Source organism: Cedecea sp. Ae19-4 (assembly GCF_059801165.1).
The window spans coordinates 1-617 of record NZ_JBCHWG010000022.1 but is presented as its reverse complement, the minus strand read 5'-3'; the positions used below and the strand labels follow the sequence as shown (position 1 = coordinate 617).

The window sequence follows — 617 nt, the reverse complement described above, 5'->3', positions numbered from 1 at the left end:
ATCCTGTGGGCCGTCCGCTGGTACTGCAAATATGGCATCAGTTATCGTGAGCTGCAGGAGATGCTGGCTGAGCGAGGGGTAAATGTCGACCACACCACGATTTATCGCTGGGTTCAGCGTTATGCACCTGAGATGGAAAAGCGGCTGCGCTGGTACTGGCGGCAGCCTTCCGGTTTTGGCTCATGGCATCTCGATGAAACCTACGTGAAGGTCAACGGACGCTGGGCATATCTGTACCGCGCCGTTGACAGCAGGGGCTGCACCATTGACTTTTACCTGTATTCACGTCGTAACACCAAAGCCGCATATCGCTTTATGGGTAAACTTCTGAATAATACGAAGCGTCTGCAAATTCCAGGGTTGATCAACACAGATAAATCCCCGACGTATGGGCGGGCGCTGGCATTGCTGAAGCGGGAAGGTAAATGTCCGCAGCATGTGCAGCACCGGCAGATAAAGTACCGGAATAATATAATCGAGTGCGATCATGGCAAACTGAAGCGGATAATCAACGCCACGCTGGGCTTCAAATCAATGAAGACGGCCTCCGCCACAATCAAAGGGATTGAAGTGATGCGTGCGCTACGGAAAGGTCAGGCAGAATCATTTTATTTTGG

The 617-nt window shown here is 51.7% G+C and carries 1 protein-coding gene; it reads left to right on the top strand.

Features of this window, described 5'->3' with window-relative positions:
• Positions 1–617 (top strand): IS6 family transposase (locus AAIE02_RS23605; RefSeq protein ID WP_498533424.1); only part of this gene is annotated, 617 nt, incomplete at both ends.